We start from the raw sequence: 24,509 nt of genomic DNA on the forward strand, positions 1-24,509 counted from the left end.
GTGGTAATTTTCTCTAACAACAGTTTTTAAAATTTGATTACAAAATCAGAAATAAAAGATCTCATCAATAACGCTGAAAAAAGCTATTCAAGAGTAGCTGAAATTTTAGATTCTGTGAGAAATAAAGAGAATTTTGAAGTATTAAACCTTTTTGACATACAACCAATATTAGCTGAGTCATTGTACAAATTAAGCTGTATGTATAGTGAGTTGAGCCATGAAAAGAAAAGTTATATTGAGAGAAAAAGTGATCTGAACAATTCTTGGTTTACCCAAAGAATGAGACTAATCAAGAAGTATCAGAAAGTTATAGACTACACTATATCTATTGGTAAATTTTTGGGAGATCATTATGCATGGTTGTTTTATAATTTTGATCGAAAAAATCTTCAAGATCATTATAGACATGAAAGAATCTTCTACATGCCGACAGGTGTTGGTGGATTAGGTGAATTAGAATATGTCAAAAATGTAAAGTATATCAATAATAATGTTTTAATTTACCATGCTACAACTACATTCTTGAGGATCGGCGATGTTAGCTTTTTTGATGTGAAAAAGTCAAAAGTCACTTCTTTAGGTGAAATAAAAACCAAAAAAATTAGTACTGATGAGCTTTCTGTAAATTTATCTCTAGTTGGGCAAGAAAAAGATGATGTAAGAATATTTGATCAGGTAATTTCTACACATGAAAAAGTATCCTCACCACTTTCTCCTGAAATTCAAGGTAAATTAAATCACCAGTTATCTAAAATGTCAAAGTTAATCGGGGAAAAAGGTGACACAAAAAAGCAGAGTATATTTGGGGATTTTGAGTTTAATAAAATCGATGAAATATATAATGAGACTACAAAATCCAGTGTCAAACATTATCAAATAAGTGATGGGTTAATCCTTGTTTGTTTTAAGCCACATCAAAAAACACTTTTCACAAAGTTTTTTGAAGACTATTCATCTGGAATAAAGAGCAAGATAAAAGGGATTGAAAAATTGGTTAATCAAATTGTGATCCCAGATTCAAATTATAACCAAATATTGTTGGGAAATATTTTGAATCCAAATCCAAATAATTATTTACTACCAAGTGCAACCCCTTTTCTTTTCTGGCCTTTAGATTCAAAACTATTTAAAGAAGTTACATTCCACGATTCTGTTTTTCTTAGCATATATAACCCAGCGCATTTAATAGAAAAATTAAAATCTCACCAATTTGAGATAAAAAAAGAGGGCCACCGATTTTTTAAATTATCATCAACTATTGGAGGTAAACACTTAGATTTAGGAAGACTGGATACTTATATAAATTTAATTACACATGAATTTTATACCGAAAAAACAGTTGTAGATATTCTTTTAAAACTTCGTGATAATGCAAAAGAAGGAAAGCTACCGCCAAACAAAAAGATACCGATAGACATTCAATCAAGTATCTAAACGCAGGTAAATTACCACTAACAACGGTTTCAACGCGGTCTTGGCCACTGTTTGCCCTTTCGAAATCCGTTGACTCAGAAGATATTCTGTGTTTTAATTACATTACCAGCCAATAAGGCCAAGCCGGTTAAACCGCAGGCCGTTAGTGGGCTTCTAATAAATCCAAAATACTGATGAAAATTACATTACGAGATCAATACAAGTCATTACACCCTTTTGTAAGTGAGGAACTTACTGATCTAGTTGTAATAACTGGCAAAAATGGCAGTGGCAAAACTCAGTTACTTGATTTAATTGGTAAAAAAGCATCTAATGAAAATGAAGTTGCTAGTATTAGATTAGAAATCGGTCCAAATGTTGAAAACATTCAAGCAGAAGGACTTATAAAAAAAGAGTCTGCAAAAATAGGGATAGATCAATGGAAAAGTATTTTAAGTAAAAAATATGAACAGTTTCAAAATTTATCGGAATCTTCTATTCAATTGTTAGAGTTCATTGAAGAAAATAATATTATTCCAAATAATCACGCTAACAAATTATTATCAGATGATGATAAATACAAAGAACTAATCTCTAAGGTATATTCAGAAATAAGAAATGAACCAATCATATCAAATGAAAAAATAAATTTCACACATCAAAGAAAAGTAATCAGGATTATTCATAAAATTGAAAATATCAACCTGATAAAGTTGATTAATGAAATTATTAGTAAAACTGAAAAACCACTCTCTGAAATAACTGACTCAGATTTTTACAATACACCAATTCAAGAATACTTAATCGATGAAAATGATTTATTTGAATCTAAAATTGAAATCATATTCTTTAATTATGCAAAAAGAAGACACAAAAACCATATAGACTACTTTAGCAAGAAAGAATATAAAGAAGATAATAATTCCGTTTCAGATATTGAGTTTGTTAGAAAATCCCCGCCACCATGGGAAATAATAAATGGTATTCTCATCGATTTAAATATTGATTTTTATTTCAAAGGGATTGAGAGAAAGGAATTTACAGAAATAGCATCAATTGATTTCAAACCTTTTAAAAAATCAACTGATGAATCTATAGAATTTAGTGATTTATCTTCAGGAGAGAAAGTAATCATCGGTTTAATATTAAAACTTTTCACGAGTAAGTATTACGATAACAACCTAACATTCCCTGATTTGCTGATTTTGGATGAACCTGATGCCCATTTACATCCAGAAATGTCAAAATTATTATTAGATGTATTGGAGGATACATTCGTTAAAAAATATAACGTGAAAGTAATAATCACTACTCATTCACCATCAACTATAGCATTAGCTCCTGAAAATTGTATTTATCAACTTAAGAACGTCCAGAATTCATCTCTAAATAAAATCAATAAAGACGATGCCCTTCAATTGCTTACTAATTTCATACCAACACTTAACATTGATTACAGAAACCATAGACATGTTTTTGTAGAAAGTCCTACAGATGTTTTTTACTATCAAACCTTATATGGCAAACACCAACAGCAGGAAACTCTAGATTACAAGCTTTACTTTATATCGAATTCAAACGGGAAAGGGAATTCTGCTCAGGTAAAAGACATAGTTTCAAAACTACGAGACAGTGGAAACAGCACCTCTTTTGGAATAATAGATTGGGATACTGAAAACGTACCTTCCGATTACATTAAGGTTCACGGTTATAATGAATCATGGAGTTTAGAAAATTATTTACTAAATCCAATATATATTTACAGTTTGTTAATGGATATGGGGAATGCTCATGACGTCTATAACAAACTTGGTATAGATCAATCTTTCAATCATTTTTTATTAGGAGAATTGCATCAGGAAAAGCTTCAAAACTATATTAAATTATTTTTTGAGGATTTTGAATCCTCATTTCAGGCTTATAAATATGAAACGAATAAAATTGAAATTAAGTTTTATAATGGAAAGGAGCTATTAGTTCCTAAATGGTTTATGCAGTCAAAAGGTCACAATATATTAGAAAAAGTAAAGAATGTTTATAGTGCTTTACAAAAGTACCAATATGAAGGTGATTTGCAGAGAGAACTTTCGCTAATAATCTCCAAGTCTTATCCCTTTATACCTGTAAGCTCTATTAAAACTATTAAGGAAATTAGTCACCAGGAATTAAATCTATCATAGTTCGCCCACTAACAAAAAATTTCAAGCGGACGCGGAAAGCTTTCGTGCTCCAATCGCGGCTTCTCGCCGCGCCGCTTAAATTTGGGCCGTTAGCACACCAATTCATATTTCATAATCACAAGAGAGAGTATTATACTTCTGAATTATTGATTCTACATACTTTTAAATTACTTACATGCACAGTCAATCTATACTAAGAGATATTAAAGACTTACTGAAATCTTTTGAATCTGTTGAAAAGCATGGAGACTTAAGAGATAAAGTTAAAGCGTTACTACCAATATTTTTGAAAGTCCGGGAACTTGGCACAACATTGATTCCAAATCCGGGTAGCTTGAAGCTTTCAGCGCGAGAGAGAATTCTTATATACTTTAAAAAATACCCAAATCAGGTCATTAGTGAGCATGAATTGGCCTTGGTAGCCGGAATTAGTGAATGGGCTCGTCGTGTTCGAGAACTTCGCGTGCAATTCGGCTGGAAAATAGTAAGTGGGGTCACTGCCGGAGAAATGTTAAGCCAGGAAGAATTTTCGGACATAGATATAGACCTTTCTAATTTAGGTCCTAATGATTATATCATGCTGGATACAAAGCAGGACAAGGAAGCGGCTTATCGATGGAGCGTTGCAAATGATATCCGGAAAAACTCAAAATCAGTGCAGGATAAGATTATTGAATATTTGAGGAAAAATGTGGGAAAAGAAATTACCGGTGAGGAATTACGCTACGTTGCCAATGGAAAAACCGAATGGGCTCGACGTGTTCGAGAACTAAGAACCGAAAAAGGTTGGCCGATTACTACAAGAAATACTGGTAGACCAGAACTGCCGGTCGGTGTTTATGTATTGGAGGAAGATCGACAAACTCCCGTTCATGACAGAAGCATTTCAAACAAAATGAGAGCGGAAATTCTCACACGTGACAAACATACATGTAAAAATTGTAACTGGAACATAAAAAACTGGAATAAGGCAGACCCAAGGTTTTTGGAAATCCACCATATTCAGCATCATTCAAAAGGGGGCAAAACGAACCCTGATAATCTGATTACTGTTTGTAATATTTGTCACGATGAAATTCATCGGTTGGAAAAGTGAAGTGATATATGTATAATATATAAGTACCAAACATAAGACCAGACTGACATGAGCAATAAACACTTCACTTTCATCGACTTATTCTGCGGAGCGGGAGGATTATCTCTTGGATTTGAAAAGTTGAGCAAAATGCCCTTCAAGTCTGTCTGGGCCAACGATTTTGATACATATTCCGCTACAACCTATAATGAAAACTTTGTTTCAACGTGTCATGTCGGTGATATTGTTGATATTCTGGAAGACCCAAGAACAAAAATTCCGCAAAGTGATATTGTAATAGGAGGTCCACCTTGCCAAGGCTTCAGCTTATTGAATAAAAAGAGAAGTAATGATCCAAGAAAAAAGCTATGGATTCCTTTTATGGAAGTCATTGACAGATCGGGTGCTCGTGCATTCGTAATGGAAAATGTTCCTCAACTACTTAGTTCTCTTGAACATCAAGAAATTTTGGAATGGGCACACGCAAGAAAATTCAATGTTTGGTCAGGAATTCTATTGGCTGCTGATTATGGCGTACCCCAAATGCGCAGAAGGGCATTTATTATTGGTGCAAAAGACCATAATCCTAAAGACCATTTCCCACCCTTGAAATCAAATTATAATGCTTTAAAATCTACTCCCGACCAACTAAGCTATTTTAAAAGGGAATTTGCTATTGATGCCAAGCCTTGGCGAACAGTTCGTGATGCAATCTCCGATTTACCAGAACCACAAGGCACCGAAATCACAGATCAAGAACCGCCATTGGATCTTCATTTCAGACGAAATCCAACACAAAAAAGCATTGCCCGATACAAAGCCATTCCTGATGAAGGTATGAATCGAATCGATTTACAGAGAATCGCACCTGAATTAACTCCGGATTGTTGGATTAGAAAAAAGAGTGGTGGTACAGACTTGTTCGGCCGTTTATGGTGGGACCGACCTGCTTTTACAATTAGAACAGAGTTTTTTAAACCCGAAAAAGGAAGATATCTTCATCCGGAACAACATCGACCTATTACACATCGAGAAGCTGCAAGGTTTCAGACTTTTCCAGATAATTTTTGTTTTAAGGGGAGTAAAATTGAAATTGCGAAACAAATCGGAAATGCTGTACCCCCACTTCTTGCTTCACACGTTGCAAAACAGCTTTACCACATGTTAAACAGAGATTCGAAAATTAACCAAAATGGATATTTTCAATCGGATGAAGCGACACGAGATTATGTCTCGTGTGAAGAACAAGAATACGAAGCCTGAATTAATAGTTAGATCATTATTACATCAATTAGGATTCAGGTTTCGGCTACATCGTAATGATTTACCAGGTACTCCCGATATAACTCTTTCCAGATACAACACAGTTGTGTTTGTACATGGTTGCTTATGGCATGGACATAGTTGCGGAAGAGGTAAATTGCCTAAAACTAATAGTAAATTTTGGAGTGATAAGATTATTAAAAATATTCAAAGAGATAAAACTCATATAGATACACTCCGAGAATACGGTTGGAATGTGATAATTGTATGGGATTGTGAAACAAAATCTAATGACAAAATATCCCAACTAGCGGAAAAGTTTGAAAAGATTCGATTTTAACTCGGTGTGCTAACAATCGTTTCGTGCGGACGTGTAAACACTTGCAGTCCTAATTTTTACTAGTTGCCACGCCGCACAAACGTTTGCCGTTATTTTGACAAAGTTTTATTAAACTAACAGTAAGGTTCTAATAATGCTATGACTATGAGATATTTAATCTTAATATTATTAACTATAATCGTTACTTCCTGCAATATTTTCGATAATGATGACAAAAAAGTACAAGAGTACGTTCTTCAGCCATTCGCAGTAGGTAATTGGTGGGAATATGAAGTTCAACGTTTTTCTGAGCCGGACACGGTACGTGAAGTTGTTTCAGAACAAATTGAAGTATCTGTTGGCGATCAAACTTTTATATCCTTTGTCTGGAGCTCCGAGATTGACTGGGGTGACTTTCCTGAGTATAAATGGCTGGCAAGAAACGGAGATCAAGGGTTGCATCTAATGGGGGGTGTTGCTGAAACCGACACGTTGTTTATCAATGCCCTTCAGTATAAATATCCGGCAGAAGTTGGGGAAACCTGGGAAGTGCCACAAGTTTCATTCTCCAGAACAGATTACCAATTTTATGTATCCGATACACTGTCAATAACTCTCATTGATAAGAACCGGCAGATTGAGACGCCGGCAGGTAAATTTTCCTGCTTTGTGTATTATTTTCGAGTTAGCATGGGCTATGATGTTCTGGGTTACTTTGGTTATTACTTGTACTACAAACCAGGAATTGGGTTGGTTGCTCAAGAAGAATGGGGAGAGCACCCCTCTGGCAACCCCGATCAAAATCAATTATTATCCAAGCTGGTACTTATCGATTACCACCTTGTCCGATAGGTATCATTAATCATCACCAACAAGGAAAAAAAACATGAAATCATATCTACGAATCACTTCCATTTGGAGTATGTCATTTCTTGTAATCGTACTCTATGCAACCGCTGCATTCTCACAGCCTACTTTTGATCGGGCCGCTGATTTGACCCTTACCGAGTCTGAACAAAGTCTGCTAACAACCATTCAGAGAAGGGCAACTTCGAAAGAAGTTACCATTGTACGTGTTACCAATCTTGAGCAGTTAGCAGAGGCAAGACACATTGATTTACCGTTGAACAGCATAAAAGAACGTTTTGATCGAAGACGCGCTACAAGCGACCGATCAGATAGTTTCCGCTGAGTAGGCGGCTCATCCGAAGAGCACTTGGAAGTCCTGTTGTTTTATAACGATGGCTACCTTCATGGCATGATTCACTTTGGTTCGGTTGCCATTAACATTGAACCTCTTGGCAAGGAGTTTGTTGTTTTTACAGAGTTAGAACCCTCGTCGTTTGATGGATGCCCCGTTGAGGGAGATATAGACCCATACAATAATCAGAAAAAAGGACATTATAACGAGGGGTCAGGAAATAGTGGAGATTCCATGACTTTGTCCTCATCAGATCCTGTTATAGATATTATGGTCGTTTATACGCCCCAGTCCGCATCAGCGAGTGGAAATATTCAGAGCCTCATTAATGCGTCTATTCAATCGACTAACGAAACACTACAAAACAGCGGTATTAACGCATCCGTAAATCTTGTTCATAGCGCACAGGTAAACTACACTGAGACGGGTAATATGGTGACTGATTTAAATAGATTACATGGAACCAATGATGGTCATATGGATGTAGTCCATTCATGGAGGGATCAATACGGAGCTGATATTGTAGTACTCCTGACAGCTACAGGTCAATATTGTGGAATTGCTTACTGGATTGAAGTTCCATCAAGTGATGCATTTGCAATTTCAAGGAACGATTGTTCAGTAGGTAATTACACCTTCGCTCACGAAATCGGTCACTTGATTGGTGGCCGGCATGATAGCGATCCGGCCAGCAGCCCGCGTGCATATGCACATGGATACCGAAATAATCCTGCTTACTGGCGTACCGTTATGGCTGTCTATGATGATTTTGTAAACCGGATTCCTTACTGGTCAAACCCCAATAAAACCTATGGTGGAGTAGCCATGGGAACTACGCACTGGAATGATAATGCACGTGTTTGGAATGAGAGAGCAGCAATTGTATCAAATTTTCAAACACCCTCAGCACCGCCACCCTCTGTGACTTTATCCGGTCCTTCTCATTTATTAGTTGGTTCTTTTATTGCTAATTATCAGACAACCGTTTCTAATGGTGAGTCACCCTTTTCATATCAATGGTGGAGGCAGGAAGTGCTTGAAAGTGGGCCTTCCGGGCAATGGGATTTAATTAGCGGAGCAAATAGTTCCAACTTTTTCTATTATCCGTCCAGCCCGGAAACATTTTATTTGAGGGTTGATGTAACCGATGACCTGAACCGTACCGATATGGATTACATGCAGGTTGAGGTGGTGGGCCCGTCGGGGCAATCTTCCCCATTTGCAGGTTCGCCCGGTGAAGTGGGTGAAAAAGAGCTGCCGGAATTGTTTGCTTTACAAGCCAATTATCCAAATCCTTTTAACCCTTCAACGACTATCCGTTTTGACCTTCCTGAACAGGCGTTCGTTTCCATTTCAGTATATGATATAATGGGGAGAAGGGTTGCATCACTTGCATCTTCAACGATGTCCGCAGGCAGCCACAACGTGTCTTTTGATGCATCAAACTTGTCGAGCGGTATTTACATCGCCCGCTTTACGGCAACAGGTTCCTCAGGTGAACTATTTAAACGTGATCTTAAAATGCAATTGATCAAGTAATTAATTTGAATTTCCACACTAATCGCCAAGCAAAATAACAACAGTTTCAAGCGGTCAAAGCCGGCCAAAGTTAATTTTAAAATGGCTTGCTTTTGCAGAAGCCATTGCTTGTTTCCAGCAGGTTGCAAGTAATGGCTTTGCCGCTTAAACTGAAGACCGTTACAGCGCAATAAACGCTCATTGGCAATCCAATTAAACAAAATTCTTTTTTTGGCCTATCGGATCATTATCGTATATTATCGCATCATATCGTATCATTCAATACGCCTATAAGTTCAAAAATGGAAACTGTTGTACATACATTAAAACTTCGATTGAACTGGAAACTCATTCAATTGCTTAGTCGTATTGATCGTTTCGATGCTTCTTGGGCTTCCATTGAAAAAAAAGAGGGACAAAGCCTAAAACAACTAAAATCAATTTCTACAGTTCGAAGTGTTGGTGCATCAACAAGGATAGAGGGCTCAAAACTATCGGACGAGGAAGTCGAAACTCTTCTGAAGCAAACTGATATAAGCAAGCTGGCGGACCGTGATTCGCAGGAAGTGGTGGGATATTATGAAACAATGGATTTTATTTCGGAATCTTTTGATGATCTTCAGATTAATGAAAGTAATATAAAATATCTGCATCAACTCTTGTTGAAATATAGTACCAAAGATGCATGGCATCGAGGAGATTACAAAACACAAACTAATGCCGTCGAAGCACGAATGCCGGATGGTTCCACCCAAATCATCTTTCAGCCTACCCCGCCTGGAGTGGCAACTATAACGGCGATGACCGAGTTGATCCAGTGGTATTCCGATGACAAACAAACACATCCACTGGTGAAATGTGCGTTGTTTGTTTATGATTTTTTATCCATCCACCCCTTTCAAGATGGCAACGGCAGACTTAGCAGACTTTTAACAACACTCTTGCTGCTGAAAAGCAACTACAAATGGATCGAGTATGTCAGTTTTGAAAACGAAGTTGAGCATAGAAAAACCGAGTATTACAGGGTGTTGCGTAGTTGTCAGGTAAATCGACCTGGCGAAGATGTTACCACATGGATTGAGTTTTTTTTCGATGCCCTTGGTAATATTCAGGACTTGTTGACAGACAAACTCCATATGCAAGGAGCATTGGCTTCGCTTTCACCTCGTGAAAAATCCATTATCACCTTCATTGAAAATCGACCCGGGTGTAAATCGGGTGAAATCAGCAATCAACTTAATATCCCTAATCCAACGGTTAAACGTATTTTATCAGAGTTAGTAAAACAAAACTTGATTCAAAAACACGGGGTCGGGCCGGGTACAAATTATACAATTTCTTAAAGATTGACTTGCGCTGTAACAACCGTTTCGTGCGGTCGTGTAAACACTTATTGCTATTGTTCTTACTGATTGCCACGCCGCACAAACGGGTAACCGTTAACGGTTTAATTTCTTGGTCGAATTCATCATACTCATAGATCTACTTATCGAACCTTTCTTACCTGAATATGGAGTTTAGAAGAACTCTTAAAACGCTGGTTGAAGACGAGCAGAGCAAATGGGGAAGAATCTTCAACCTCGTTGTCAAGATACTGATCGTTTTATCGCTCATTAGCATTTCGGTCGAATCTTTGCCAGGTCTTGATTCACGCGTTATTGCATTTCTTGAGCTATTTGAATTAATAACGGTCTTATTATTTACTATTGAATACATTCTTCGAGTCCTGGGGGCTGACAAAAAGTTGAAATTCATTTTCAGCTTTTACGGAATTATTGATCTTGTTGCCATATTGCCTTTCTACATCGCAATTGGCCTGGATCTACGCTCAGTGAGAATATTTCGCCTGCTCCGCATTATCAGAATGATGAAATTTTCTCGGTATAATGACGCTATTAACCGCCTTACCGGAGCATTTCAATCCATCAAAGCAGAACTGGTCGTATTTTTCATGATCACACTTTGCGTTCTGTATGTTTCTGCCCTTGGCATATATTACTTTGAGAATCCAGCTCAACCAGATAAATATGTATCGGTTTTTCACAGCCTTTGGTGGTCTGTAGCAACGTTAACCACTGTCGGCTATGGAGATGTATATCCCATCACTATCGGTGGGCGAATTTTTACTTTTTTCATCTTGATGATTGGTCTCGGATTGATTTCGGTGCCAACCGGCCTGATTGCTTCTGCTTTGACAAAAACATTGAAAAACGATAACGAACATTAAGTGCTGCCATATGAGTAAACTACCTGATTTTGTAAAAACAGGTGAACCTGCACGACTGATTCCTGTTGTTGCCGACACCAATAGAGAACAAAGAACCGCTTCCGTTATTCTGGCAGCGATGAGAGGAGTCTACGAGTTCCGCCAGGCCATGTTAAGATCGCTTGGCATCAGGGTTGGTAAACGCGCAACCCTTCATGCCTGGACAGAAGTTACCCTGGCAGATGAAGATAAGAAAAAGGGAAAAACATCAAATAATGACCGGCCCGATGGTTTATTGGTGCTTGATACCGGAAAGAATAAATGGATGGCTTTGGTTGAAGCAAAAATCGGGAATTCGGAAGTTAGCGAACAACAACTGGAAAATTATATAAAACAGGCTAAGCAAAATAAAATTCATGCCGTAATTACCATTACAAACCAATTTGTTGCGCTGCCGTCTCACCATCCTGTTAAATTACCCAAGAAGCTGAAAAGGGGCATCGAATTGTACCATTGGGCCTGGACCTACCTGCTTACACAGGCATCCCTCCTGCTTGAAAGCAAAGACATTGAATCTGAAGATCAGCGGTTCTTGCTGGAAGAAGTTGTACGTCACCTCCGCCATCCATCCAGTGGAATTAGTCGGTTTGACAGTATGAACCGTGAGTGGAAAGACGTGTTAGGTAAAGTAAAAAGTAATGCTTCACTCAATAAGGCATCCGAAGAGGTTGAAAACACTGTATCGGCCTGGCATCAAGAACAGCGCGACCTCTGCCTTGTCATGAGTCGTAAACTTGGCCTTACAGTCACGCTACGTTTATCCCGATCACACAGAACAGATCCACAAAAAAGGTTAAAAGATGATATCGAAGAATTGGTAAAGACCAAAACACTTACTTGTTGCTTAGAAATCCCCGATGCCGCAGCTGACTTAAATGTTACGGCAGATTTGGCGACCAGAACGATCGTGAGCGCTATGCGTTTAGATGCCCCACAAGACAAGAAAAGTACAAGTGCCCGAGTAAATTGGCTCCGTCGTCAGTTAAAGGGTGTCAATACAGAAGACATGTACATCAAAGCAATTCGAACCGGAAGAGCTGAAGACACACAGGCAACTCTCGCAGAAGTACTTGCAAATCCTGATGCACTATCATCAGATACTACAGACGTCGTTCCAAAAACCTTTGATATTTTCTATATGGTTGATCTGGCAGGCCGGTTTTCCGGTAGCAGAGTATTCATTGATGAGCTAGAACAAGCCGTCCCACATTTTTACGAGCAAGCCGGGCAGAGACTCAGGGAATGGGTGCCCCCACCACCAAAAATCAAAAAAGAAAAATCAGCAGCAACTTCTAAATCAGATAACGACCAACAGAAAGTAGATGTGACGGCTCAGAACACAAATACTTGATGAAGCTTCTTCTAACCTCAAAGATTTAATTAAATTGGAATACCGTTAACAACCGTTTCGTGCGGTCGTGTAAATATTTATAACCCTTGAACATACTGATTGCCACGCCGCACAAACGGGTGGCCGTTAGTGGCCTCAATTTTTGGAAATAAAAACTACAAATAATCTTAACAGGTTATTAGAAGGCTTTTATTGATAACTTAAATTCACCATCATTTGCGGGATATTTTAATGGATTACAAAGCTTGGAATAATATATTAGCAAATTTTTTTTTCAATGAAAGTAAATCAGAGAGAGAAGTATTCTTGTTCATTACGAAAAGAGATATTGCAAAAGTTGGAGAACTTGCTGGTGTTGAGGGTAATGATAAAGAAATTTTTAATGACTTTATTCTTTCAATAAAGAAGGACTGCGAAAAGTATAATGGATTATTTACTATTGATCGTCCTGTGCAAATATTACAGAAATGGAAAAAAGATAAAAATCAAGAAACTGAATATCCACCATACATAGGATATTTGGCTTTATTTATTTTGCCACTTACAGAGCCGGGTAACAATGACTATAATTATATCAATTACTATGGACGACTAAATGACTACTTAAGAAAGTGTAATTTAATTGATCCAATTTATAATAATAATATAAGTACGCCTCATTTTAAAAATCTTGATCCATTATGGAAAGATTTAGAAGAATGGACCATCATAAAAAAAAATACTGAATGGGGATACTTTTTACTACACCCTTTTTCTAATGAAAGATGGATTTATGCAGGGAAGCCTCTTTCACAAGCAATTTTTCCTGTCTATGCTTTAAATAAATTACACCAGTTATATGATGATATCCATTTAGTTCCAGGAGGACAGTTGCAGGAACACGTCATCCGAGATATAATCAAAAAATATGGGGAAAAAAAATTAAATCTGGACAAAAAAGTCGTAGACATAATCCTTCAAACAAACAATGAGATCGGTCACTCTATAATCAAATTGATCCAAAGAAATTATGAAAATTGGCACGGTATAGATGATTCATTTGAACATAATCAGGAAGAGAGAAAACAGAATTATGTTATAGCAGAGCTAAGAAATTGTTTCGAAATTGACCCTGTTAATAAAAGGCTTAAGCATTACTATCGAGTTTACTCTCAGATTGAATTTCCGGAGAAATTGGTATTGGGCGATTATGATCCAATTAGATATGCGAGATCAGGATGGTCTAATATCATATTAGTACCTTATACACATGAAATAAATTTAATAGATAATTTTAATAAATGGAAAGTTAGGTCTATTGATAAACCAATAAGGTTTTTTGTACAAGGCAGTATTTATAATCTAAGTGGTTGGGTTGAAGTACCCAAGCCACTTCAATCAATTTTGAATATTGCTGTAGTTCATAGCAACTGCAAAAAAGAATTCGAACGTTGGAAGAATTCCTTTAACACAGGAGATTTCAGGGAATTAAATTATAATCACCCATTTAATGAGTGTTATATTTTCCAATTCATAAATCCGAAGTCTACACACCCAACACTCAAAATCATTGATATATCTGAGAATACAAAGTTTATTTTAGAACACGGCTTTAGAGTAAGTCCTAATACTTATCTCGCCACAATGCTACCATCTATAAGGGTCGAAGGCCCATTAGCCGGCAATAAAAATGTCATCGCAACTACTGATAATAGAGAAAAAATTATATTAGAGAAGAAAAACGAAACACTGCCATATTGGGAATTTCCTCAGAAATTTAAACCATTTGAAAAAGCACTTATAACTTTAGAGAACAGTTCAGAGCCCTGTATAGAAATAAAACTTATTGACAATGAAGACTATTCAAACCCAATAAAAAAATACCATTATACTAAAATAGATAAATATGGCAACTCTGAATTAATCTTATATAAGATTAATTCTAAATTTGCTGTTTCTAAACGACTAGCTAATGACAGCATCATAAAATTTGCATACAGACCAAATCGGAAATGGCAGGATTCATACTCTCAATACGAATTTATTGAGTATAAAAAAAGTTTGAGAAATGATTTAATACTATACTTTTTGACCTATAAAAGAAAGTGTAAAATATCAGATTTTTTTAATGCATATGAGCAATTATTATTTAAAGAAAGTTCTGAATGTCTAAGTAATGATTATGACATTCAGATAATGAGAAAACTTAGTTTGAGATTGTACTACAACCTTGGTCATATAGAAACTGTTTATCAATCAAAGGAAATTGTTGTAAATCCGCCAAAATTAATACTAATTCCTACCCTATCAGGCAGGGAGGCTATTCTAGTAGGAGGTAGATCAATTAATTTAATACGTAGACTTTTTGAGGAATCTAAAAGTCTGGGATTATTTGTTGTAATAAGCAAACAACCGGACTCAAAGGCGGAGCTTCTAGCTCCATACAAAGTATCAATTAGAGGCAGAAATCAACATGATGAAAAAAATAAATTTGTGACAATTGCAAGAAAATGCAACATCAAATTTAAAGAAGATGAATATTATCATCATTCTTTAATTGATGATTGTTTAGATGTTTATGATTATGAAAAATCTCTTTCACCTATAGGGAGATTTGATGATTCTGGATTTCCAGCAAGAGAATTCGACATAAAAACACTCACTTTCAGAAAAATTTATTATAATCTCGTTAATAAAAACCTCTCACTTACTGAATATAAAATCAATAATTACACATATAAAATGGTGATTTGGATCAATAACATTGCATATTCTGCAGAACGTGATTGGGGTCGTTTCCTAATATTAAAATTATCAAGCAAACAAGTTATATTCCACAATAAGATTTCACCTAGTTTGAGAACTGTTTTAGTACCAGAATCAACCCCATTACCAAAAATACTTGATAGATCTCTAACTCTTATGGACGGACTAATACCAGAGTCTAAATATTTAAACATAAAAGAATATAAAACCCACTTTAATATTTACAAGAATGTTCCTCGCGAATTTAATGAAGAGCTTTGTAGAAAATTAGCTCAACCAAGCTTACCAATTAATCACGAGATATGAATATGAAAGATCCTATTGGTTCATTTGAAACTGTAAAAGAAAACTTCATCCGATATGTTAAAACGGCTTTTAAGACCAAGTTTGACAGCTTGGAAGATGAACGGGAAGGACTGTTAAATGAAGACAAAGTACTTTACAGGCAGCCATGGATTGAACCATTACCTGAATATAAATCAAGCGGAAAAACTATTAATGACCTTTCGGCTGAAGATTTACCGGACCTAAATGAGGAGCAGCAGAATACCTTCAAAGGCTTGGTCAGTCAAGGGCTTATACCGGGTTATCAACTTCATGCCCATCAAGCCCAAATGCTAAAGGAAGCATTATCCGGGAAGAACTGTATTATTACCTCCGGAACAGGCTCTGGCAAAACTGAATCATTCCTTTTACCTCTGTTTGCACAATTATCAAAAGAACTTTCCTCATGGAGTATTCCTGGCCAAATAGGACAACATACCGATAGTTGGTGGAGAGAATCGCTAAGTCCAAGGGATATTGTAGATACTGAAAACGGTTTTGTTCTTAGTAATGACGTTCAGCAAAGAGCATATGAAACTCGCCCTCAGGCTATGCGGGCCATGATATTATATCCTATGAACGCTCTGGTGGAAGACCAGATGACCCGTTTAAGAATTGCTCTGGATTCAAGCCCTGTAAAACAGTGGTTTAATGAGAACACCAGGGGAAATGCAATTTCATTTGGAAGGTACAATGGTTCAACGCCAGTCGCGGGAAAGCTGGAAAGGTTGAATGAGGATGGTATCCCGGAAATCAATACCACGAAGGTGAATACACTTACCCGGGAGTTACAGGCAATCGAAAGGAACCAACAAAAAGTTGAGGAATATATACAGCAAGAAAGGCAAAAGGGAAATGAAGTTGATGAGACAGAGCTAAAGTCTTTCTTTCAGAGACTTGATGGTTCTGAAATGAGATGCCGATTCGACATGCAAGCTGCCCCGCCTGATATAATGATTACTAACTTTTCCATGTTAAGTATTATGCTAATGCGGGATATTGACGGCCCGGTTTTCGAGAAAACACGCCAGTGGCTTGCTTGTGAAGACCTGCCAGATGATCAACGTACCCATGAAAAACCAAACAGAATATTCCATCTTGTTATTGATGAACTGCATTTGTACCGAGGAACACAAGGGACAGAAATAGCATACTTGCTAAAATTGGTTATGAAGCGCTTAGGATTATATCCAGACCATCCTCAGTTGAGAATATTAGCCTCCAGTGCTTCTTTGGAGCCAAATGATGAAAAAAGCTTGGAGTATGTTGGAGACTTCTTTGGATTCAGGAAGGATGATGTAAAGAATAAATTCAAGATAGTTACAGGTGAATTAAGTCCGGTGGATCCATTGCGGGAAGAAGATGCCCTATTGCCAACCAATCCCTTTATTGAAGTTTGCAAGGCATACAAATCAACAAGACATCAGGTTGATGATCCGGCATTTTCGGAAGCATGTGCGTCGGCAGGTAATACTTTACGTAAAGCCTTCGGGATTGACGACAATATTTCATCTATTGAGGACTACTTACAATTGCTCCTTCACCCAAAAATCAAGCTCCGTGAAAGGTTTTTTGATGCTTGCAGCGTGGTACAGGGTGGAAAAAAAGTGCCCCGTCCAGTTTGTGCTTTCAGAAGGCCTGGAGACGGAAACCCTCCTGATCTTCCTTATTTCTTTGAGGCCCTGTTTGGGCAAGTGAATGAAGAAGAATTACGCCAGGCAGCAAGGGGGCTGTTAATAGCACGTTCCCTGTTTGATGAACCCCAGTATAAGAATCTATTCCAGCAAGCTGGAAGGAGCTTGCAAAAGTTTCGGTTTCATTACTTTTTCAGGAACATTGAGGGAATGTGGGCTTCTACATCGCAAGAAAACCCTGAGGATTCAAGAACATCTGGTAAACTCTACCCTGTACCGAGAATCAAATCGGAAGACGGACATCGTGTACTAGAACTTTTGTATTGTGATAATTGTGGTACAACACTTTTTGGCGGTAAAAGGGGAGCACCAGGTGACACGAATGCTTTCTGCGAATTACTTCCAGTAAGCCCTAACATCGAGGGCATCCCTGAAAAAACACCAGCAAAACTGGTGGAAAAAAGAACATACCAGGAATATGGTGTATTCTGGCCTCAAGGTGATCAGGAGTTTATTCCTCATGAACGGACACGGGGTGAATGGGATCATCCTCACGATGCTTGGTGGAGGCAAATAACCGTAGAAAATGCAACTTCTACTGAATATACAGCTCAATGGGTTGAAGCATACCTAAATAAATACTCAGGCGATGTGGTTCCATACAGCATTGAAGTTGAAGAAAAACCTAAAAACTGGGTAAATGGTTATTTTTTAAGGGTACTCAGGGATTCGGATAACTCCGATGTTGCTGATACCAGGTTACAAGCAAACAGAGATGAGTTTGGAAATATGATTGACACGCACAAATCACTTCCCTGTACCTGTCCGGCTTGTGGTGTCAATGAACAGTACAGGGCTAAAGGATCATCAATTCGTGGATTCAGGACTGGTTTCGCAAAAACCACCCAGTTATTTGCAAAGGAGTTGGTTTATCAGTTACCTGACAGTGCTAAGCAAAGAAAGCTCGTCGTGTTTTCTGACAGCCGGGAAGATGCAGCACAAATCGCTAATGGAATAGAAAGAAACCACTTTACGGATTTACTACGTGAAATACTGATCCGGGAGCTGCAAAATAACCTGTTGACGAAAGCCAAGATTGTGGAAGCACTAGAAAATGGAGAAGACACCACCGAGTTTGAGGAATTTAATTCATCACAATTTTATGAAATCGAGGAAGCATTTGAGGAAATCAATACAATTAGTGCTGATGAAAGCAATCCAAGGAAGAAACAACGGAGAGAGAAGGCTATCCAGAAGGTTGAAAAAATAAAAACCCGGACAATCCGTGTGAATGACCTTATACATCTGATGAATACGGATGAATGTGCTCCTTTAATCAAAAGTTTCGTGCAAATCGGAGTTAATCCAGGTGGTCCTTCCATCCATCTGCAAAACATTCCCCGCACAAACACCCCTTGGTATTCAATGTTTGATTTCGAGGCAGGAACTTGGTCGAATGACAACCCTGAATTTCAGGAAGAAATTAAAAGGGGTACATTGGTTCAATTGGCCAGCCTATTTTTTGGGAACTTGTTCTATTCTCTTGAAGCTTCAGGATTGGGCTATTTGACCGTAAACCATGCTGCTGCTCCTTTGGAATTTAACGCTGGCAGAGCAGGATTAGCCCGTGACCGATTCTTAGAGGTAATAAACTCGTCCATCCGGATACTTGGCCACAAGTATAAATACACGCCCAATGATTTTGATAATCCGCGTACTCTTGATGTTTCGGACTACAATTCATTCCCATCCCTATTAAGAAAATATATCAGAAGAGTTGCAGAATTCAATGGCATCGATGAAAGGAATTTAGGAGAATCAGTATTGAATACATTAACAGCACTTAATGTTTTAAATAATCAGGGAATTAATTTACAAGAGTTATACATCAAGGTTGCAAACGGGGATGATCCTGTATGGGAAAGTCCAAGAGGTGAACGACCGAACCTGCATAAATCTGCCGGTATTTGCACCCAGTTTCCAGAAGGTCCTCAATTGCCAGATAACCCAACAAGTAATTGCAGAAACTTCTGGAACAACAATTATCTTTCTTATCATTCTGCTGTTGAAAAACGGAATTCAATACGGCTGCATTGTGAGGAGTTGACCGGGCAAACGGATGACCAGTTTGAACGTCAAAGACATTTCAGGGATATTATCCTGCAAGATGATGGGCAACCGTTGGCAAAGAGCATTGACCTTTTAAGTGTAACAACAACCCTGGAAGTTGGTGTGGATATTGGTTCATTACAAGCAGTGATGCTGGCCAATATGCCACCACAACGGTTCAATTACCAGCAACGGGTGGGTCGTGCTGGACGGAGAGGTCAGGCATTTTCAGTAATCCTTACCTTTTGCAGGGGCCGCAGCCATGATGAATTCTATTTTAACCACACTGATAAAATTACAGGTGATCCACCACCAACTCCATTTTTAACAATGGGTCAAGATAGGATCTTAAAGCGACTTCTTTCAAAAGAAGTATTAAGGCAAGCCTTTGCAACACTCAGGACAGATATACGCGAAGATTTATTGACCCTTTCCAGAAACGAAAGACAGACAAGCGTTCATGGAGAATTTGGAAAAACTGACCATTGGAAAAACTATATGGAAAGTGTGCAGGAATGGATTACTCATAACCGTGAGGAAATAGAAAGAACAATTGAAGCATTAAAGCCTGGTATTGACCCAAACAAGAAGCAAGAACTGGCAGACTGGATAACCAGCAATAGTGGTGACGGCTTTATGGCAAAAGTCAACCAAGTTATTGAGAACGATGAAATTTCAACAATTGACATATCGGAAAAACTCGCAGAGGGCGGTGTATTACCTATGTTTGGTATGCCAACCTCTGTCCGCAACCTTTACCATGAAATAACCTACGATGGACGAGACTACAGTCTCAAATCCATTGACAGGAATACAGACCTTGCCATATACGAGTTTTCTCCTGGCGCCCAAAAAACAAAAGACAAGGCTATACATACTTCAATAGGTTTCACTGATGATTATTTCACGAGAAATGGCCGTTGGGGTGACCCGGTAATTTCTCATGGCTCCCCATTTTATAACGAAAGATGGATGGTCAAATGCAAAACATGCAATTTCGTAGCAACACAACAGGAGAAACCAGAGCAAGATATTTGTGAATATTGCGGTGAGACAGAAAGGGTAGATATTTTCCCCATTAAGTCACCGGTTGCCTACCGTACTAATTTGTCTAGCGGAAGCGATTCAAAGGAAAACACCGAAATAACCCTCTCAAGACCTCCTATACTTGCCGAAAGCAATGATGAAGAATCCCTGGTACAAGAAACTACCGATAGTAATTTCCTGGCTAAACTTGCGGATAGGGATATTACATGGCGGGTCAATACCAATGGGGATATGCTGTTTGAAGGGAAACAGGTAAGAACTGGGAACCTTTTCCCATTTAACCGGAACCAATGGTTTAATTTCAGTAACCAATGGATATTAAGAGGAGTAGAGGATAATAGTGAGTACGGATACCGGTTAAATATCCATGACAATGAAGATGCTTATGAAAAAATCGCACTTGCTGCTCATAAGAATACTGAAATTTTAAGAATTCATCCAACCCATATTTCACCTGCCCTTACTCTGGATATGTTTGACCAGGCGTCATCTTTGAATTATGCCGGAATAAGGTCAGCATTTTACTCCGCAGCATTCCTGTTGCAAAGGGTAATCGCAGACAAACTTGATGTGGATCCGGTTGAAATAGAGATAGCAGACATAAGAAAGATATCTTTAGAAAATGGTAGAAATACGGCTGAAATAATCCTGACTGACGAGCTTCCGAATGGTTCCGGGTTTGTCAGGCATTTATTCAAAAACATCAGCGATATTATACTTAAAACAATTAATAAACAAGATGATAAAGAATATTTGGCACAAATACATTCGAATACACACAGGGATGGTTGTAAAGATGCCTGTTATGACTGCTTGAAGGTTTTCAGGAATATGAATTATCACGGTTTGCTTGACTGGCGGTTAGGCATTGCTTTAATGCGGGTGATGGCTAACAAAAATTATATGGCAGGAACTGATGGTCAATTTAATGAATTTCTTGAATTGGAAGGATGGCCTGAAGATGTCATACGTCTCCGGGACAGTTTTGCAGAAAGTTTTGATTTTGAAGTATTGGAGGAATTTGAATTACCTGCGGTTCTGGTCTCCAAAACTAGGACATACTATGTAATCATCATTCACCCATTTTGGAATTGCAAAATAAATGAAAATGGATTGCCAGATGTTCCTGATAACACCTGGTTAGCCGAACGTGTATTTGAGATTTTCCAGGAAGCACAGGAAAATAACGGAGTAATACGGTTCGTGGATACTTTTAACCTTCACAGGAGGCCGGGATGGTGTTATCAAAAATTGTTTAATGAATGATGAAGGAATTAACGACCATACTAAAACCCCTTAAACGGATTTCTCCAAGCCGGTACACCGCTATAAACAGGTGTCCATACAGGGTAGTTCTCGCTAATTCGTATTCCTCCCCTTTATTACCCTATCCGCCTGCAAATCATTTAGGAAATGTTATACATGAATGTATCCGGCTTATTGTAACAGGTGAAATTAAGAGAAGTACGGAGTTTGATGCGATTTGGAACCGCTTGCTGGCAAAGCAGGAAAAAGCTCTTGAAGATATGGGATTTGGATTTTTTACTCCATTGAGTGAAAATGTACCTGGTTACACCATCAAAAAATTACAAGTAAAATCCCTGCTCAAAAGCCGGGACAAATCGGAAGTACAGGAAGACAAAAATACGGATACCAATACCCTGACCGAAAAATGGCTTGAAGCACAAGATTCATTAATCGGTGGGTATGCGGATATAATTATAACTCGGAACGGTTGTACCAAGCTGTCTGACTTCAAAAGTGGAAAGATTATTCTTGAAGAAGGGGAGATTAAAGAGGAATATGAGGATCAACTAAAGCTGTATGCTTATTTGTATAATGAAGTATATAGAAAATATCCCGATGAGCTTTCAATTATTGACCTCGAAAAGAAGGAATATCCGGTAGCTTTCACTCCACAGGAATGTGAAGTTCTTGCAAGTAAGTCAAGGGATGCGCTGTCTGAGATAAATAGTTTTATTGAAATGGATGATCTTGAAGCACTTGCAAAACCTGACTTTGATAACTGTAATAGCTGTCTTTACCGTCCGGCCTGTAACTTTTATTGGGAGCTTCCGCTGTCTGAAACAGATTCAATATTTAGGGATGTAAGTGGAAATCTTGCAAATGTAAGACAGTTCCACAACGGAAACCTGAATGCCACCTTGAATACATATGATAACGAGCTGACAGTTTCCCATATAACCAACGATTATTTGCCTTTTCTGACAGGTGCCGTTGGCAAAAAAGTGGCATTTTATAACGTTAAGCAAGGTGTTAAGCCTGAAAACTATCAAGCACTTAAAACAACAAAAATATATGAAGCATAACGACCAAATAGATAAAATACCCATCGTATCATTTTTCAGTGGTGGTGGCTTTTTAGATATGGGTTTTGAAATGTCTGGATTTAAAACTGTCTTTTCCAATGAAATAGATGAGGATTTTGCACAATTTTATAAAGAGGGCATGAGCAGTTGGTCAGGTGAGAAAAGGGAGGTAAGCACAATATGTGATATTGATGAAGTTGCTACTGGTGAAATTAAAAAATTGGTAAAGGGGCAGTTCGGTATTATTGGTGGCCCCCCTTGCCAGGATTTTTCGATTAGAGGTTCAAAAAATGGTTTCGATGGTTTGAGAGGGACATTAACCTATCATTATTATGAACGCATTATGGATTTACAGCCAGACTTTTTCCTGATGGAGAATGTACCTGGACTGGTGTTGTTGAAAAAAACAAAGAAGGCTTTCAATGCAATATTGGACTTGTTCCGTGAAGAGTACTTGATAAGCTCTGAAAGTCTCAATGCCTTGCACTATGGTGTTCCTCAAAACAGAGAAAGACTATTTGTGTTTGGGGTTAAGAAAAGTCTTGTAAAGGACATATCTCTCTACACGCTTAATGATTTATGGTTCAACTGGCCTGTACCAACCTATCCCAAAGCGGAAACATCTTACAACTGGGGAGAACCTAAAGGCAGGGGTTTGGAAATGAAAGCGAAAAAACTACCAGAACCACCCCCTGAATTATGTGTTGGAGAATTATTGGTTAACAATAGCGATAAACAGGTAATACCAAATGCCAGCGATTTTTTTAAACTCAAAAACCCCTCGAAGATTAAGAAAATTGTCGAAGGAGATACTTACCGTCCTTCTTTTAAAAGGCTCCATAGAAAGAAGTATAGTCCTACGGTATGTTATGGGAATAACGAGGTTCATCTGCATCCTGTTTACAACAGGAGGTTATCTGTGAGGGAAGCATTAAGAATCCAGGGTATTCCTGATTCTTATGTAATATCTACTCCTGAAATGTTGACTAAAAAATTCAAGATGATTGGTAATGGTGTACCTGTGCCGTTAGTACATCAAATTGCGTTATCGATCAGGAAGTTTTTAAATGAGTTGGAACAATACAATCCTAAATTGAATGGACATTTGGTCAAAGGAAAAGCGAAGCCAGGTGATGTCAAAAATCCGGTCAAAGAATACTAAGCCGGAAATAACATTACGTTCTGCATTGCATCAACTTGGATACCGATTCAGGGTTCATAAAAAGGATTTACCAGGAAATCCAGACATTGTCTTACCTAAATACAATACTATAATATTTGTAAATGGCTGTTTTTGGCACTATCACAAAGATTGCAGGGAAGGACGAATTCCTAATACTAACACTAAGTTTTGGAAAGAAAAATTGAAAAGAAATGTAGAACGTGACAAAAAAAATCAAGCAATCCTTAAAAAAAATGGATGGCGTGTAATTGTATTTTGGGAATGTGATATTGAAAATGAACCAGAAATAATAATCAGAAAAGTTCTTCAAAGTCTTAAAACTGATTGATTGAGATCCCGAAATTTATATTTATGGTGAAAGAATCAAGTTTTGAATTTAGAGCAAAAATCAAATGTGTATTGCCAAATCAATCTTTACAATTTCTGCTTGTGTTGATTTGACAAATGAGTATTCAATTATAAAGGATAGGCCACTAACAAAAAATTTCAAGCGGACGCGGGTAGCGCCCGCACCCAAAGCGTAGCTTCTCGTCGCGCCGCTTAAATTTTGG

General features: G+C 37.8%; 14 protein-coding genes. All 14 read left to right on the forward strand.

Annotated elements, in window-relative coordinates; translation table 11 throughout:
* Positions 1–33 precede the first annotated feature (33 nt).
* The 14 genes from QA596_12480 to QA596_12545 all read left to right on the forward strand — a co-directional run bounded on the left by QA596_12480 (position 34) and on the right by QA596_12545 (position 24,286).
* Positions 34–1,434, forward strand: coding sequence for a hypothetical protein (locus QA596_12480; protein MDG5768272.1), 1,401 nt, complete (start codon positions 34–36; stop codon positions 1,432–1,434).
* Between the two features lie 173 nt (positions 1,435–1,607).
* Positions 1,608–3,593 (forward strand): ATP-binding protein, encoded by a 1,986-nt coding sequence (locus QA596_12485; GenBank protein ID MDG5768273.1) that lies wholly within the window; start codon positions 1,608–1,610, stop codon positions 3,591–3,593.
* Between the two features lie 175 nt (positions 3,594–3,768).
* Entirely contained in the window at positions 3,769–4,689 is a 921-nt protein-coding gene (locus QA596_12490; GenBank protein MDG5768274.1) for an HNH endonuclease, read from the forward strand.
* A gap of 48 nt (positions 4,690–4,737) precedes the next feature.
* Complete coding sequence (locus QA596_12495; GenBank protein MDG5768275.1) at positions 4,738–5,931, forward strand: DNA cytosine methyltransferase; 1,194 nt, start codon at positions 4,738–4,740, stop codon at positions 5,929–5,931.
* 484 nt (positions 5,932–6,415) lie between these two features.
* Positions 6,416–7,102, forward strand: coding sequence for a hypothetical protein (locus QA596_12500; protein ID MDG5768276.1), 687 nt, complete (start codon positions 6,416–6,418; stop codon positions 7,100–7,102).
* Between the two features lie 364 nt (positions 7,103–7,466).
* On the forward strand, positions 7,467–8,990 hold the full coding sequence (locus QA596_12505) for a zinc-dependent metalloprotease (GenBank protein ID MDG5768277.1): 1,524 nt from the start codon (positions 7,467–7,469) through the stop codon (positions 8,988–8,990).
* Between the two features lie 281 nt (positions 8,991–9,271).
* Positions 9,272–10,312 (forward strand): Fic family protein, encoded by a 1,041-nt coding sequence (locus QA596_12510; protein MDG5768278.1) that lies wholly within the window; start codon positions 9,272–9,274, stop codon positions 10,310–10,312.
* A 167-nt stretch (positions 10,313–10,479) separates the two neighbouring features.
* On the forward strand, positions 10,480–11,196 hold the full coding sequence (locus QA596_12515; GenBank protein ID MDG5768279.1) for an ion transporter: 717 nt from the start codon (positions 10,480–10,482) through the stop codon (positions 11,194–11,196).
* A 10-nt stretch (positions 11,197–11,206) separates the two neighbouring features.
* Positions 11,207–12,586 carry a hypothetical protein gene (locus tag QA596_12520; GenBank protein ID MDG5768280.1) on the forward strand — a complete coding sequence of 460 codons (1,380 nt, stop codon included), beginning with the start codon at positions 11,207–11,209 and terminating at the stop codon, positions 12,584–12,586.
* Positions 12,587–12,817: 231 nt separating this feature from the next.
* Positions 12,818–15,637 carry a hypothetical protein gene (locus QA596_12525; GenBank protein ID MDG5768281.1) on the forward strand — a complete coding sequence of 940 codons (2,820 nt, stop codon included), beginning with the start codon at positions 12,818–12,820 and terminating at the stop codon, positions 15,635–15,637.
* A gap of 2 nt (positions 15,638–15,639) precedes the next feature.
* The gene (locus tag QA596_12530) at positions 15,640–21,711 is read left to right on the forward strand and encodes a DEAD/DEAH box helicase (protein MDG5768282.1); all 6,072 of its coding nucleotides are present in this window, start codon (positions 15,640–15,642) and stop codon (positions 21,709–21,711) included.
* Positions 21,708–22,775 (forward strand): PD-(D/E)XK nuclease family protein, encoded by a 1,068-nt coding sequence (locus tag QA596_12535; GenBank protein ID MDG5768283.1) that lies wholly within the window; start codon positions 21,708–21,710, stop codon positions 22,773–22,775. The genes QA596_12530 and QA596_12535 overlap by 4 nt, the downstream gene beginning before the upstream one ends.
* Positions 22,765–23,937 carry a DNA cytosine methyltransferase gene (locus QA596_12540; protein MDG5768284.1) on the forward strand — a complete coding sequence of 391 codons (1,173 nt, stop codon included), beginning with the start codon at positions 22,765–22,767 and terminating at the stop codon, positions 23,935–23,937. The genes QA596_12535 and QA596_12540 overlap by 11 nt, the downstream gene beginning before the upstream one ends.
* Positions 23,909–24,286, forward strand: a complete 378-nt coding sequence (locus QA596_12545; GenBank protein ID MDG5768285.1) for a very short patch repair endonuclease — start codon at positions 23,909–23,911, stop codon at positions 24,284–24,286. The genes QA596_12540 and QA596_12545 overlap by 29 nt, the downstream gene beginning before the upstream one ends.
* Positions 24,287–24,509 lie beyond the last annotated feature (223 nt).

It is taken from the genome of Balneolales bacterium ANBcel1, from assembly GCA_029688905.1.
Lineage (GTDB): Bacteria > Bacteroidota > Rhodothermia > Balneolales > Natronogracilivirgulaceae > SLLW01.